Annotated in this window: 9 protein-coding genes; 2 read left to right on the top strand and 7 right to left on the bottom strand. The window is 49.4% G+C overall.

Annotated features, from left to right (window positions below):
• Positions 1 to 172: 172 nt before the first annotated feature.
• Positions 173 to 1,414, top strand: a complete 1,242-nt coding sequence (locus DES35_RS08130) for a Glu/Leu/Phe/Val dehydrogenase dimerization domain-containing protein (RefSeq protein ID WP_114366315.1) — start codon at positions 173 to 175, stop codon at positions 1,412 to 1,414.
• On the top strand, positions 1,411 to 2,796 hold the full coding sequence (gene nhaD / locus DES35_RS08125) for a sodium:proton antiporter NhaD (RefSeq protein ID WP_244906338.1): 1,386 nt from the start codon (positions 1,411 to 1,413) through the stop codon (positions 2,794 to 2,796). Before DES35_RS08130 ends, nhaD begins: the two co-directional genes overlap by 4 nt.
• A 384-nt stretch (positions 2,797 to 3,180) precedes the next feature.
• On the opposite strand, the gene DES35_RS08120 is transcribed toward nhaD, so the two are convergent.
• From DES35_RS08120 to DES35_RS08090, 7 genes are all read right to left on the bottom strand, one after another.
• Positions 3,181 to 4,275 (bottom strand): chorismate mutase, encoded by a 1,095-nt coding sequence (locus DES35_RS08120; RefSeq protein WP_037358540.1) that lies wholly within the window; start codon positions 4,273 to 4,275, stop codon positions 3,181 to 3,183.
• 123 nt (positions 4,276 to 4,398) lie between these two features.
• On the bottom strand, positions 4,399 to 5,154 hold the full coding sequence (locus tag DES35_RS08115) for a methyltransferase (protein ID WP_114366314.1): 756 nt from the start codon (positions 5,152 to 5,154) through the stop codon (positions 4,399 to 4,401).
• An 87-nt stretch (positions 5,155 to 5,241) separates the two neighbouring features.
• The gene (locus DES35_RS08110) at positions 5,242 to 6,555 is read right to left on the bottom strand and encodes a citrate (Si)-synthase, eukaryotic (RefSeq protein WP_114366313.1); all 1,314 of its coding nucleotides are present in this window, start codon (positions 6,553 to 6,555) and stop codon (positions 5,242 to 5,244) included.
• A 27-nt stretch (positions 6,556 to 6,582) separates the two neighbouring features.
• Positions 6,583 to 7,866, bottom strand: coding sequence for a phosphopyruvate hydratase (eno, locus tag DES35_RS08105; protein WP_114366312.1), 1,284 nt, complete (start codon positions 7,864 to 7,866; stop codon positions 6,583 to 6,585).
• Positions 7,850 to 8,974 carry a glutamine-hydrolyzing carbamoyl-phosphate synthase small subunit gene (gene carA / locus DES35_RS08100; protein WP_114366311.1) on the bottom strand — a complete coding sequence of 375 codons (1,125 nt, stop codon included), beginning with the start codon at positions 8,972 to 8,974 and terminating at the stop codon, positions 7,850 to 7,852. Before carA ends, eno begins: the two co-directional genes overlap by 17 nt.
• Before the next feature lie 815 nt (positions 8,975 to 9,789).
• Positions 9,790 to 13,248: an efflux RND transporter permease subunit gene (locus DES35_RS08095; protein WP_114366310.1), complete on the bottom strand. Its 3,459-nt coding sequence runs from the start codon at positions 13,246 to 13,248 to the stop codon at positions 9,790 to 9,792.
• 7 nt (positions 13,249 to 13,255) lie between these two features.
• Entirely contained in the window at positions 13,256 to 14,422 is a 1,167-nt protein-coding gene (locus DES35_RS08090) for an efflux RND transporter periplasmic adaptor subunit (RefSeq protein ID WP_037358404.1), read from the bottom strand.
• Positions 14,423 to 14,425 lie beyond the last annotated feature (3 nt).

Below are 14,425 nucleotides of genomic sequence, written 5' to 3'. Positions count from 1 at the left end.
CATCAGGCAAAGGTAATTCAATACCGCTGCTTCGAAATGCCGGTCAAATAGGTTTGTGCAGATGGAGCATAGTGTTAAGCGAATCTCAAAATTCCCTGAATATCCAATAATCTGTTTTGGGCTTAACCGTACGTATAATTTTGCTTCACATTTTCAACATATTGGAAATTCAATGAAAATACTCAGAGCGTTCGAAAGCAAAGCCCCTGAAATAGTATTCGAATGGAACGATACCCTGACCGAAGCACGTGGTTGGGTAGTCATCAATTCTCTTAAGGGAGGAGCCGCCGGCGGTGGCACCCGCATGCGAAAAGGCCTGACCTGCGATGAAGTCATTTCTCTGGCTAAAACCATGGAAATCAAGTTTGCCATAGCAGGCCCTCCCATCGGAGGAGCAAAGTCCGGAATCGATTTCGACCCCTCTGACCCACGTAAAAATGAAGTACTGAAGAGATGGTTTACCGCCATCGGACCTCTGCTGAAAAACTACTACGGCACCGGTGGCGACCTCAATGTAGATGAAAAAGAAGAAGTAATCCCCATCACAGCCTCTCTCGGCATCCAGCATCCTCAGGAAGGAGTGCTCATCGGGCATTTCAATCCTGACCCTGTTAAAAGAACACAAAAAATACACAACCTGCAAAGAGGAGTACTACTTCCGGTACTCGCCCATCCCTACAAGCCAAATATTAAAAATATTCTTACCGTGTCTGACCTGATTACCGGCTATGGAGTGGCCGAATCAGTCCGGCATTTTTACAAAATTTATCACCAGGCCAATATCTCCGGCCTCAGAGCAATCATACAGGGATGGGGCAATGTTGGCGCTTCAGCAGCTTACTATCTCGCTTCGTATGGTGTGAAAATTGTTGGCATCATCGACCGCTATGGAGGATTGATCAATGAAGCGGGATATACCTTCCAACAAATTGCTGAATTCTTCGAAACCAAAATGAACAACTCCCTGCAAGCCGAATCAATGCTTTCTTTTGAAGAAGTAAATGCACGTATATGGGATGTGCCTGCCGATATATTTATCCCTGCAGCAGCCTCCCGCCTTATCACATCTGACCATGTAAACCGACTCATCGCCAACGGATTACAAGTCATCGCTGCAGGAGCCAATGTACCGTTTGCCGACTCAGAAATCTTTCTGGGTCCCATAGCCGAAAAAGCAGATCAAACCCTTAGCATCATTCCAGATTTTATAGCCAACTGTGGAATGGCGCGCACCTTTGCCTATCTGATGAGCGACGAAGCCCTTATAAGCGACGAAACCATTTTCCGGGATGTATCCGAGCGCATTCGATGGGCACTGGAGCAATGCCATAGCATTAATCCCGACAATAAAAACATCACTAAATCTGCCTTCATCCTCGCACTCGGGCATGAAAACCCAGTAGAAATCCTATGATGGAATATTTAATTGTCACCGTATTCATTATCGGCTACATAGCCATTGCCCTCGAGCACAAATTACACATCAACAAAGCCGCTACAGCCCTTGTCACCAGCGTTATTTGCTGGGCACTCTACGCACTCTCCGCCACCCAACTTGTCGATTGGGCAGATGTAATGCACTATCTCGGCCTGAGAGCTGCTGAGCCCAACAAAGAAAAAATGCTCGAATACATCTCCGACCACCAACTTCTGGAGCATCTTTCAGAAATTGCCTCGATTCTCTTTTTCCTCATAGGAGCTATGACCATCGTAGAAACCATCGATGCACATGGAGGCTTTACCATCATCACCAATCGCATTCACACTACCAGCCGAAGCAGTCTGATGTGGCTGGTCTGCGGGCTTACTTTTTTCATGAGTGCCGCCCTCGACAACCTTACCACCACCATTGTTATGGCCTCACTCGTGCGAAAAATTATAGCCAATTACAAAGACCGCTGGCTCTTTGCCGGTATGATAGTAATCTCCGCCAATGCCGGTGGTGCTTGGTCACCTATAGGCGATGTCACCACCACCATGCTCTGGATCGGCAAGCAGATCACCACCCTCCGGGTGATCACCATGGTGTTCCTACCGAGCGTAGTCTGTATATTGGTACCACTTCTGCTACTCAACCGAACCCTCAAAGGCCACATAAGCCACCCCACTGTCAAAGTCACCACCGGACACATCGCACCGGCCGTCAGACCCCACGAAAAGAAAATCATCTTCATAGGCGGTCTGGCATTGCTGCTCTTTGTCCCCGTATTTAAGGCCATCACCCATCTGCCTCCATTTATGGGTATGATGTTGAGTCTGGGCATTATGTGGATAGCTACCGAGCTGCTGCACAAGCGCAAGCCCTTTGCCGTGCAGCGCGAGCTCTCCGTCATCGGCGTCATCCGCAAGATTGACATGGCCTCCGTGCTCTTTTTCCTGGGAATCCTGCTGGCCGTAGGCAGCCTGCAGAGCATGGGTACCCTCACCCACCTGGCCTCATTTCTCGAACATCACATCGGTATCGAACGCAAGACCGGCATTATCCTCCTGGCCATGACCATCGGCCTGCTGTCCAGCATTGTAGACAATGTACCCCTGGTAGCAGCTGCCATGGGCATGTATGCCATCCAGGAAGGGACCTACTTCGAGCAAGACGGGCTTTTTTGGGAATTTCTCGCCTATGCAGCCGGCACCGGTGGAAGTGCTCTCATCATCGGCTCAGCAGCAGGTGTAGCCGTCATGGGCATTGAGCGCATCACCTTTAGTTGGTACCTTCGAAAGATTGCTCCTCTGGCGCTCATTGGCTTCATCTCCGGAGCACTTGTATATGTCCTCCAATACAATTTAGTGCACTGATTTTTTAGGATTAGGGCGTGCCCCCGTGCAGCTTCTTCCTATCGTCTGCTGTGCTGCACGGGGTCGGGCTGCTCCGGGGTGCGCTTCGCTACCGTGCTGCGCACCGCCCTGCGGGCGCCCTTCGCATCCCTCACGCAAGGCACCTCAGCGCTTGACTCTACCCTTACATGTACAACTTCAAACTTTCAATGCCAACCGCCAAACACCCCGGACAAAAAGGCAAAAAAGTCCACCCCTACAATCCTGTATCTCTAAATTCCAAACATCCAAAAAATAACGAATAACCACCTGACTTCCCTTGTGATCTCGGCACTTCAAAAACCGTGTTTATCTGGCAATCAATTTAAATTTTGACCTTCAAATCAATCCGAAACAGACTTTTTCCTACACATCTGTAGGTTTGGCATTTAGTATTTGCTGCTGTATCTGAATGCTCGAGCGATGGATCAACTGAAAAATTTCCAGAACCACCTGCTCATCTAGCCCCAGCAAACGGGCCACCTTACTGCGGTCCTTTACGATTTCAAACCACCTTTCAAACTGCAAAATGGTGATATTGTGCTCTTTTTTCAGCTCGCCGATAGCCTCTACAAGCCCCTTGCGTTTTTCAAGCAGTTGCAGAATCTCGTGGTCCAGATGGTCAATTTTTGATCGCAGAGCCTCCAGTTCCCGGCAAGCAAAGGGATTTTTAGTGTGGTCGGCACGGCGTACCAACGCCTTCATGATTTCTTTTAGCTGAGCCGGGGTTACTTGTTGCCGGGCATCGCTCAAGGCCACATCAGGATTGTAATGCGACTCAATCATCAGCCCATGCATTTCCAAATCCAGCGCAGCCTGGCTGATTTCGTAGATGTAATCCCTCTTGCCCGATATATGGCTGGGATCACACATCAGCGGAACATCGGGGCAGAGCGTTCGGAATTCTACCGGAATTTCCCACTTGGGATCGTTGCGAAACACGCTGGTGCCCGAAGTAAAAAATCCCCTGTGCACGGCTACAATGCGATTGATTCCGGATTTTTTTAAGCGTTCTACCGCTCCAATCCAAAGGCCCAGGTCAGCATGAATGGGATTTTTGACCATTACGGGCACATCCACACCTCTGAGGCTATCTGAAATTTCCTGTACATAAAAAGGATTGACCGTAGTGCGTGCTCCCAGCCACAAAATGTCGATCCCTGCTTTGAGGGCCAGCTCAGTCTGCCAACTGTTGGCCACCTCTACCGCAAAGGGAAGCCCGGTTTCTTTCTTTAGCTCACTTATCCATCTGAGCGCATACTCCCCTATGCCCTCAAAACTGCCAGGGCGCGTTCTTGGCTTCCAGACACCAGCTCTTACAGCTATCAGATTAGGTATGTCCTTGAGCTGTATCACCGTAGCCCTCAATTGCTCATAGCTCTCTGCGCTGCACGGACCTGCAATCAAGGGTATTTCTACCCCATTGGACCTTCCGGTCAATATTTCTGTTACTCTACTCATTTCCAAACCGCAAAAATCAACTTTTTAACAATATCTACCCTCAAAAGTTGTAAAGATCCGATGGCTTGTCGCTATTTTATTCTTTGGTTCACAGCATAGTGTTCTCTGAGACTTCCCTTTACTTTACGCTCCGATGAGCTTTGAGTAATCGCTGTGGTAGGAGTTGTCCTCGTTTCGAATGAAATAACGCTCGGTTTCGACCGGCATTTTTCCCGGCACTTTGCTGAAAACCAGTACCGACCGAACCGGTTGTTTTGACGACGGCTTAGACCAGAAATCAATAGCTCTGCACAAATGTAATCTCCCTGCTACGGCTAACCTGATCACTCTGTCGCGGTAGAACCAAGGAAGAATTAGGGATGTGAATTTACCACAAACCTCGGCTGCCTTGCTAATCAACACATCGTACGTAAGCTCTCCGCTTAAATGCCTGGACAAGTTTTTCTCTTCAGACATCGATTTAAGGTGATTTTGAAAATACGGTGGATTGGAGACGATCAAATCAAACTTTTCATCCGTTGGAAATCGGGTAAAATCAGCCTGATAAAATACTGACCTGTCGTTCAGACCATTTAAAGCAGCATTTGCTGCAGCCCTTTGTACAGAGGGCAGATGCACATCAATGCCCGTAAGCCGTGCCGTGCGGTGTTTTCCGATGTACGACAACCCGACGATGCCACAGCCACAGCCGACATCCAGTACACTGCTTATGTCATTGATCCCCCTGATTACCGCACTGAATAAGAGCGCGTCAGTACCGATTTTAAAACTGGAATCTTCGTGATAAAACGTAAGCCCGAATATGGTGAAGGGCTTTCCAATGATTTTTGAAGATGAATTTGATTTCAAGGATGTTACGTCTACTGTTTTTGAAGTCAAACCTACTTAAGTTTCAAAGGTACAGGCCCTTGTATAAAAAAAAGTCCTGCTTGTACGCAGGACCTTTATCGATTCAAACAGACAACCTTACTCTTTTGCAAACTTTTTCATCAGAAGGTCTGTGGTGGTAGATCCCGGTCGTTCAATCGGGAATCCCAGAGCGCGGTCCCAGATAAGGCTGGCCATAGTTCCCAGAGCTCTGGATACACCAAAGAGCACGGTGTAAAAATCGTATTCCACCAGTCCGTAATACATCAGCAACTGACCGGAGTGAGCATCCACATTAGGCCAAGGATTCTTCACCTTTCCGGTCGCCTCAAGTATTCCGGGCACGACTTCATAGATTCTTGAAATCAGCAAAAACATTGGATCATGAGGCATGTATTCCAGCGCAAATTCCCTCTGGGCCATGTATCTGGGGTCGGTCTTACGGAGTACCGCGTGGCCAAATCCGGGCACCACTTTGCCTTCGGTCAAGGTCTTCTTAACATATTCGGCGATTTCTTCCTTTGTCGGCAATCCCCCGCCGAGTTCTTTCTTCATATCAAGTACCCAGCGGATCACTTCCTGATTGGCCAGTCCGTGAAGCGGTCCGGCGAGGCCGGCCATTCCAGCCGCAAAAGCCAGGTAAGGATCGCTGAGAGCAGAGCCTACCAATCGAATGGCATGAGCAGATACATTGCCACCTTCGTGATCGGCGTGTATGGTCAGATACAGCCTCATCAGCTCATAAAACTCCGGATTGTCGAATCCAAGCATATGAGCAAAATTGGCTGAGTAATCCAGGCGAGGATCCGGTTCGATATGATCGCCACTTCGGTAGGTACGGCGATAGATGTAGGCTGCCACACGTGGCAATCTGGCGATCAGGTTCATGGCGTCTTCATACACCGGATCCCAATAGTCTTTTTTGCCAATTCCCTGGCGGTAGGCTTTCTGAAACTCAGACTCTGTACGCAAAGCGGTGATGCCGGCGATAAATTGTGTCATCGGATGGGCATGCTGTGGCAAAGAATCAATTACTTTAAACACGTGGGGAGGCACCTGCGCACGTCGCACCCAGTTGTTGCTCATCCTGCGAACTGCATCGTCGTCTGGTAGCTCATCCATAAGCAGCAGGTAAAAGAGCCCTTCGGGAAGAGGCTGTTTGCCACCCGGGTATTTTGGTAGTTTTGCCTGCAGCTCCGGAATGGTATACCCTCTGAAGCGGATGCCTTCCTCAGGGTCGAGTTTTGAAGTTTCGTAGACAAGGCCTGTGATGCCACGCATCCCCTGATATACCTGGGATATGGTGTAATCGCCCATTTTCTGATCGCCGTATTGGGCTACGAAGTCTTTGACCTTTTTGTTGTATGGTTCAATTTTGCTTCGAAAGTGTTCTTTAAGTTTATCTGTTATCATTTTCTAATGGATTTGGGTGAATAAAATTCAAAACTTAAATGCTCTGATACCCGGGAAATATGCCGAATTTCCGAGGTATTCTTCAATGCGCAACAGTTGATTGTATTTAGCAATCCGGTCACTTCTGGAGGCCGAACCTGTTTTGATCTGACCGGTATTGAGCGCCACGGCCAGATCGGCAATGGTAGCATCTTCCGTTTCGCCACTGCGATGACTGATCACGCTGGTATATCCGGCTCTGTGGGCCATTTCTACAGCTGCGATGGTTTCTGTGAGCGTTCCTATCTGATTTACTTTGACCAAGATGGAGTTAGCTATCTGTTGTTCGATACCTGCTGAAAGCCTTTTTACATTGGTCACAAAGAGGTCATCTCCTACTAGCTGTACCTTTTTGCCAAGCTCCTGACTGAGCAGCTTCCAACCCTCCCAGTCGTCTTCTGCCAGGCCATCTTCCAGGGAGATAATGGGGTATTTTTCAATCCAGTTTTTCCAGTAGTCCACCATTTCACCAGCCGTTTTCCTGGATTTAGATGACTTTTTAAACACATAGGTACCTGTATTGCTGTCGAATAATTCCGAGGCGGCAGCATCCATCGCTATGAAGATGTTCTCTCCCGGCCGGTAGCCTGCTGCTTCTATGGCCTGGAGTACTGTTTCGATGGCTTCTTCATTGGATTGTATGTCGGGGGCAAATCCGCCTTCATCACCTACATTGGTACTGTAGCCTTTTTTCTTGAGGACGCTCTTCAGATGATGGAAGATTTCTACCCCCATCCTCAGAGCTTCCGAAAAGGTAGGCGCCCCAACCGGCACAATCATAAACTCCTGAAAATCAATAGCATTATCGGCATGTGCACCTCCGTTTAGGATATTCATCATCGGTACGGGCAAAGTACGGGCTGAAATTCCCCCTATGTACTGATGCAGCGGGAGGCCTGTGAATTGAGCAGCTGCCCTTGCGGCTGCCAGCGATACGGCCAATATGGCATTGGCACCGAGTCTGCTTTTGTTTTCTGTTCCATCGAGTTCTATCATTGTCTGGTCGATCAATGTCTGATCGAGTGCGTCCATTCCCTCCAGCTCTTCATCGATTTCTTCTATATTTTCCACAGCCTTGAGTACTCCTTTGCCCAGGTAGTACTCTTTGTTGCCGTCTCTTAATTCTGCTGCTTCGTGAATGCCGGTCGAGGCACCTGATGGCACGGCAGCGCGTCCCATTTCGCCGGTTTCCAGCCACACTTCAGCTTCTACCGTAGGGTTTCCTCTTGAGTCGAGGATTTGTCTTCCGATTACTTTAGCAATTGTACTCATCCTTTTTATGTTGGTTAAGCAGATTTATAAATTCATCAAACAGATAGCGACTGTCATGAGGACCCGGAGCGGCTTCGGGGTGGTACTGCACGGAGAATACCGGACAATCGCTCAGCCTGAGGCCAGCTACAGTTCCATCGTTCAGGTGGCTGTGGGTCAAAAGTAGGGAGGCTGACGGTCCAAAAGACTGATTTTTTACAGCAAATCCGTGGTTTTGGGAGGTGATTTCTCCTTTTTTGGTCGCAGTATTGATGACGGGGTGATTGATACCGCGGTGGCCGTGATGCATTTTATACGTTTCAAGCCCCTGGGAAAGGGCTATGATCTGATGGCCGAGACAAATGCCAAACACCGGCTTTCCGGTTTGGATAATTTGCTGCACGAAGGCAGTAGTCTGTGGCATTGCAGCCGGATCGCCCGGGCCATTGGAAATGAGATATCCGTCGCAAGCCCATGAGAAGAATTCTTCAGTGCTTACATTCATTGGAAATACTCTCACAAAAACATCGCGCTCAACAAGGCATCGAAGGATGTTTTTCTTTACTCCGAGGTCGAGTACTGCCACGCGGTAGGTGGCCTTTTCATCTCCAAGGCTATACGCTTCGCGGCAAGTCACCTTTGAGGAGAGCTCCATGCCTGCCATCGATGGTATGGCTTGTGCGCGTGATTTCACCTCCTTCAGGTTGGTAAGGTCAGTGGTGAGAATGGCATTTTTAGCACCGTGGTCTCGTAGGTGCTGTACCAGAGCTCGTGTATCCACACCGCTAACAGCCACTGTGCGACTGTTGGCAAAAAATTCATAAAGCTCCGTGTCTTTGCCGGGTCTTGAACCTTTTACTGTAAAATTTCTGCAAACCAACCCATTGATTCTGATATGGTCTGATTCGCTTTCTTCAAATCGGACTCCATAGTTGCCTATGTGCACACTGGCCATGACCATAATTTGACCAAAATAGGAGGGGTCTGTAAATATCTCCTGATATCCTGTCATTCCGGTGTTGAAGCAAAGTTCACCTGCGACCTCGCCTTCGATGCCGACGGAGTGTCCGAAAAACACATGTCCGTCTTCGAGTACAACTGCTGCTGTGGGTTTTTGAAAGATGTTCATTTCTACTGGGATTGGACAAAGTTAATTAGGTATTGTGTCCAATTGCGGAATGGGCAAGGGCAGGCTTTCGGTTTCAGATTTAGTTAATACTTTGAAGCTTTATCTGTGGCTCATGGCAGCAATGTGGACTAATTGTTTGAATCATAGAAGGATAACTGTATATCCATGTTTCATTCAGCTCGATGTTGGGGAAGTAGATCCTGCCGGATTTCGCTTGTAAACCGGCATTGATAGGGGGCATTTATGTATATGTACAATTCGCTTTTTGGATTGATGAATGTTAATGGTAGAAATACGGATGAGTGTGTGGTGCAGGTTTTTATGTTTTGAAATCTGGTACAACATATTTCTTTGCACTATCCTCCTGCTTATACAGTCTTCTGCTGCCTGATGACATTCCTTTGAAGCAGCAGGATGTATCGGAGGGCTGAGGGGGTGTCTGATTGTGCCGATACTTCCTGAGGACAACCAAGCCGGCTGGCTCTTTTTTCTGTTTGATTTCTAATTAGGTGTGTGGATGTGCGATTGAGCAGTTTGTAGGTGATTGAGAATGGTTGCTATGCAGGGAGTAGAATTTTGGGAAATCACCGGGAGTTGAGCAGGGTTCCGGCACTTGCGTGAGGGATGCGGAGGGCGCCCGCAGGGCGGTGCGCAGCGCAGCGGAGCACGGGAGCGAAGCGCACCCCGGAGCAGCCCGACCCCGCGCGGTAAGGCTACCGGCAGGTGGCCGGCGCGCGGGGGCACGCCCTAAGAAAATAAATAAAAAACCCGCCAGCAGTGGCGGGTGTGGTGTGTGGTATGAAGGGGAGCAGAGTTTAGACCTTAGTCTTGACGATGCGCAGGCCGAGGCGGTATTTGAGACCGTTGAGCAGATAGAGCATTACGGGTACGATGATCAGGGTAAGAAAGGTGGCAAAGGTGAGTCCGTAGATGACGGTCCAGCTCATCGGGCCCCAGAAGGCGACATTGTCACCTCCGAAGTAGATATCGGGATTGTAGTGGGTAAAGAGGCGGATAAAATCGATGTTCATGCCGGTGGCCAGTGGTATGAGGCCAAGGATGGTGGTGATGGCGGTGAGCAGTACGGGGCGTAGGCGCTTCTTGCCGGCTTCGACGATGGAATTGTAGACTTCGGTGAGGTGAAGTCGGTCGTTGGGGTTGATGCCGAGGGCTTTTTTGCGCCGGGCCATGATCAGGTTGGCATAGTCGATGAGTACTATGGCATTGTTGACCACTACTCCTGCCAGTGAGATGATGCCTATCATGGTAAGGATGATGACAAAGTCCTGACGGAAGATGACCAGGCCGAGAAATACTCCGATGAGGGAGAAAACAACAGTAATCATGATGATCAATGGGGTGGAGGCGGAATTGAACTGGGCGACGAGTATCAGAAATATTAAAAAGACGGCGACCATAAGGGCTTTGGAGAGGAAGCCGAGTTCTTTGGATTGTTTTTCCTGTTCGCCGGTGAAGCGCAGGGTAATGCCATCGGGTAGCTCATAGTTTTGGAGGAGGCGTTTGATTTTTTGGACGGTGGCGGTGGCGTTGACGCCTTCGAGTACGTTGGAGGTGATGGTGATGGTCCGCTTGAGGTCATGTCGCTTTACGGAGGAAAAGGTAACCGATTTGACGGGCTGGGCTACGGCGGAGATGGGGATTTGCTTGATTTTGCCGGTGGCCTGGTCGCGGAAGGTTATACGGGTATCCATGAGGCGGTCGAGGTCGTAGCGATATTGGTCTTTATAGCGGATGTTGATGGGGTAGTCGTCGTTGCCGTCTTTGAAGGTGCTGACTTCGCGGCCGAAGAGGGCGGTACGCAGGGCATCTCCGATCTGGTAGGTGCTCACGCCGAGGGTTCGTGCTTTGGTGCGATCTACGATGATGGGCAGCTCGGGTTTGGCACGGTCTACATCGAGTTTGAGCTCTTCGATGCCGAAGATGTTGGCATTGTCGATGAAGACTTTGATGGCTTCGGCTTCGGCATAGAGCTGCTCGTAATTGTCGCCTGAGAGCTCGATGCTGATGGGTGCACCTGCCGGAGGGCCTTGGCGATCTTTGCTCACGGTGATCTGTGCTCCCGGATACTTGCGGAGGGCTTCCCGGATGTCTTCGAGTACCTCTGAGGTTTTAACGCCACGGCGTTTTTTGGTCTCTACAAAGTCTACGGTGATTTTGGCTTTGTGGGGAGTGGCTGCTTGTGAGGGGCCCTGATTGGGATCGCTGGCGCCCTTGCCAACCTGGGAAATGATGGATGAGATGAGGAAGTTGTAGGTGGTATCGGTGCCGGTTTCGGTTTTTTCGGTGATGGTAAAGCGGTCGTAGATGTGCATGAGCTCCTGCTCTATTTGCAGGGTGAACTGGTTGGTGGTGTTGACGTCGGTGCCTATGGGCAGCTCGATGTACACTTCGGCGCGGTTGGGTTCATTGACGGGGAAGAATTGCACCTTGGGCGGAAAGGCGATGACCAATGCGAAGCTGACGATGAGCAGCAGGATGGTGCCGATAAAGAAATAGATGGGGTTTCGGCCGCGTAGGGCAAATTTGATCAGGCGTTCATAGGCTTCTTCAAGGCGCGGCAGCAGGTGGTTTTGAAATGCTGCTGAAAGTGGCATGAGCACTTTGTGGTTGAAAGGTCCGATCAGGCCGGCTACTATCAAAAGGTTTCCTAACCAATATATGCGTGCGGTAATAAATACTGCTCCGAGGAGCATGAGAATGGCGGTAATGCGCCAGATGCGCTTCATATTGGGTTGATCTTCTTTGAGTTTCATGTAAACGGAGGTCAGTACGGGATTGATGACCAATGCTACAAACAGGGAAGAGCCGAGCACAATCATGAGGGTGATGGGCAGGTATTTCATAAACTCGCCAAAAATGCCCGGCCAGAAAGCCAGAGGGATGAAGGCGGCTACGGTGGTGGCTGTGGAGGCTATGATGGCTGCTGCTACTTCGCCCACTCCTTCTTTGGCGGCTCGGATCAGTGGTTTGCCTTCGGAGAGAAGCCGGTAGATGTTTTCTACTACTACGATGCCATTGTCGACCAGCATACCCAGGGCAAGCACCAGGGAGAAGAGCACGATGGTGTTGAGTGTGACGCCCAATGAGCTGAGCACCATAAAGCTGATCAGCATGCTCAGCGGTATGGCAATGCCGACGAATAGAGCGTTGCGCAGTCCCATGAAAAACATTAGAACGGCTACTACGAGCAGGACGCCGAAGATGATGGAATTCTCGAGCTCAGCTACCTGATTTCGGGTGCGGTCGCTTTGGTCGTTGGTGATGGAAATTCTGAGGTTTTCGGGGAAGTAGTTTTGACGGGCTTCCCGGATGATGTTGTTGATTTTGTCGGATACGATGATGAGGTTTTCTCCGCTGCGCTTGAGTACGTCGAGCATCACGACTGGCTGCCCAAATTCGCGTGCATAAGATTCTTTTTCTACTTCGCCAAAGTAAATGTCGGCAATGTCCTTCAGGTAGACGACTTCGGCATTTTCATTTTTTACTATAACGTTTCCGATGTCGTAGGGGTCTTTAAATTCGCCTATCACACGGATGTTTCGCCGGTATTCATCCACCAGGAAATCACCTGCGGCTACCGAAACGTTTTCGCTTCTGATGGCATTGGCTATATCGTCGAAGCTCAAGTTGAGCAGCTCAAGCTTAGACTGGTCAATGCTGACGCGCAACTCTTTGTCGTCCATGCCGCGGATTTCGACTTTGGAAATTTCGGGAAGGGCTTCGATTTTATCTTCCAGGTACTCGGCAAACTGCTTGAGTTGGTCAGGGGAAAATTCACCGCTGAGGTTGATATTGAGCACCGGTATGAGCTCGGCAAAGTTGAGCTCGAATACATTGGGCTCAGCGGGCAGGTCCTTGGGAAAGTCTTTGTTGCTTCTGGCCTGGTCTACCTTGTCTTTGACCTTTCTGAGGGCTTCGTCCGGGGTAACGTCGAAATTGAATTTCACTTGTATGGTCGAATATCCCTGCACTGAGGTGGAATTGATTTCTTCAATCCCGGTGATGCCATTGATTTCTTTTTCGAGCGGGCGGGTCACCAGTTTTTCTATATCTACCGGCGAATAGCCCGGATATGCTGTGCCGACATAAATTTCCGGGCTTACGATTTCGGGAAAGGTTTCTGTGGGCATGCCTTTGTAAGCTATCAGCCCTCCGATAAACAGGATGAAGGACAGCACAAATACAGTGGTTTTATTGTCAACCGATAAAGTGCTGATCCTGAATTCCTTTTTGATAAGTCCCTTGGTTTCCATAGCATTTTTATTCTAGTGCGCTCAAAGCATCCATTATTCGTACTTTCTGTCCGTCTTTTACGTTTCGGGCACCCTTGTCGACCAGGAGAGCACCGGGTTCTATCCCGGATAGTACTTCAGCCATATTTCGGTAGCTACGTCCTGGTTTTATGACTTTCTTGCGCGCCACTCCTATGGTCTGACCAGTTTTTTCCAGAGTAATAACAAAATCATTTCCTTCGGGATCCTGCTGAATCAGCCGTACGGGGATGATCAGTGCTGCAGGATTTTCGTAATCTTTGATCATGATTGAAACCAGAGCATTGGGTACCAAACGGATTTGTTTGTCGAGCAGTTCGAGCCTGACTTTAAATGTCCTGTTAGTAGGATTGATGAATTTGGCCACGGAGGTAACTCTTGCCTCCAAAACGGAGTCTGTGGCAGGAATCCTCACCCGTGCAACATAGCCGGGCTGAATCAGCCCGGAATAGGTTTCGGAGATTTCTCCTTCGATGTAAATGTTGTCCAGATTGACCAGGCGAATCAACTGGGTCTGCGGACCGACCAACTGCCCTACTTTTGGAAAAATTTCATCCACCACTCCATCGAAAGGGGCTCTTACCATGGTTTGGCTGTATTGTTTTTCCAGGGTGCGAAGTCTGCTTTCAAGAGATTCTTTATTGTTTTTGGCCTGGAGGTACTGAATCTCAGAGCCCACTTTCTGCTCCCAGAGCCTTTTTTGCTTTTCGAATACCGATGTGGCAAGCTCCAATTGTGTTTTGACTTCACTGATGCTGCTGAGCAGCAGGGAGCCATCTAGCTGAATGAGTATCTGTCCCCGGCTCACCGGCTGGCCGGGTTTCACGGATATAGCAGTGATCACACCCCCGGTTTCCGGGAAAAGGATGGTGTTTTTTTCGCTGCCCACGGTGCCGTACACTTCTACAAAGTGCTCAAAAAGACCAGGCTCAACAATGTGCGCAGAGACCGTGTAAAACCTGGCTGTACTGTCGAGTTCTGCAATTCGTTCGTTGATTTCAGCCAGCTGCATGTTGGTCTTGTCGATGTGGCGCATCAGCGAATCGCGTTTGGAGTAAAGCATCTCCAACTCCGAATCCGAAGCTTGATTTCCCAAATTGCTGCAGGAAACTGCCACGAAAGCACAAATTACCGAATAAGGGAGTACTTTTTTCATCGT

Source organism: Schleiferia thermophila, assembly GCF_003337435.1.
In the GTDB taxonomy this organism is placed as follows: Bacteria; Bacteroidota; Bacteroidia; order Flavobacteriales; family Schleiferiaceae; genus Schleiferia; species Schleiferia thermophila.
This window is presented reverse-complemented; position numbering and strand designations above follow the sequence as displayed.